The organism is Anaerovorax odorimutans (assembly GCF_024459955.1).
In the GTDB taxonomy this organism is placed as follows: domain Bacteria; phylum Bacillota; class Clostridia; order Peptostreptococcales; family Anaerovoracaceae; genus Hominibacterium; species Hominibacterium odorimutans_A.
The window spans coordinates 1-1,251 of the sequence record NZ_JANFXK010000058.1; the positions used below are offsets into that span (position 1 = coordinate 1).

Annotated in this window: 1 rRNA gene; it reads left to right on the forward strand. The window is 55.0% G+C overall.

Annotated elements, in window-relative coordinates:
• Nucleotides 1–1,251, forward strand: a 23S ribosomal RNA gene (locus NE619_RS17775); the annotation flags it as partial.

Genomic DNA, 1,251 nt, shown 5'->3' on the forward strand with positions numbered 1-1,251 from the left:
GAGGCGTTACGCGGAGGGAAGAATAGTACCGGAAGCTGCTGATTTCACGCTGTCAAGAAAAGCCGCTAGCCAGACCGTAGGTGCCCGTACCGCAAACCGACACAGGTAGATGAGGAGAGAATCCTAAGGCGAGCGAGAGAACTATTGTTAAGGAACTCGGCAAAATGACCCCGTAACTTCGGGAGAAGGGGTGCCTGCGCAAGCAGGCCGCAGTGAAAAGGCCCAGGCGACTGTTTACCAAAAACACAGGTCTCTGCGAAAGCGAAAGCTGAAGTATAGGGGCTGACGCCTGCCCGGTGCTGGAAGGTTAAGGGGACTGCTTAGCTTAGGCGAAGGCATGAACTTAAGCCCCAGTAAACGGCGGCCGTAACTATAACGGTCCTAAGGTAGCGAAATTCCTTGTCAGGTAAGTTCTGACCCGCACGAAAGGCGTAACGATCTGGGCACTGTCTCAACAATAGACTCGGTGAAATTGTAGTACCGGTAAAGATGCCGGTTACCCGCAGCAGGACGGAAAGACCCCGTGGAGCTTTACTGCAACTTGATATTGAGTTTCGGCATTGCACGTACAGGATAGGTGGGAGACTGCGAACCTAGGGCGCCAGCTTTAGGGGAGTCACCGTTGGGATACCACCCTTGTAATGTTGGAATTCTAACCTTGCGCCGTGACCCGGCGTGGGGACAGTGTCTGGTGGGCAGTTTGACTGGGGCGGTCGCCTCCTAAAGAGTAACGGAGGCGCCCAAAGGTTCCCTCAGTGCGGACGGAAATCGCACGAAGAGTGTAAAGGCAGAAGGGAGCTTGACTGCGAGACAAACAAGTCGAGCAGGGACGAAAGTCGGGCTTAGTGATCCGGTGGTACCGAGTGGAAGGGCCATCGCTCAACGGATAAAAGCTACCCCGGGGATAACAGGCTGATACCCCCCAAGAGTCCACATCGACGGGGGTGTTTGGCACCTCGATGTCGGCTCGTCTCATCCTGGGGCTGAAGTAGGTCCCAAGGGTTGGGCTGTTCGCCCATTAAAGAGGTACGCGAGCTGGGTTCAGAACGTCGTGAGACAGTTCGGTCCCTATCCGCTGTGGGCGTTGGAGATTTGAGTGGAGCTGTCCTTAGTACGAGAGGACCGGGATGGACATACCTCTGGTGCACCAGTTGTCTTGCCAAAGGCATAGCTGGGTAGCTAAGTATGGACGGGATAAGCGCTGAAAGCATCTAAGTGCGAAGCCCCCCACAAGAAAAGATCTCCTCCTTT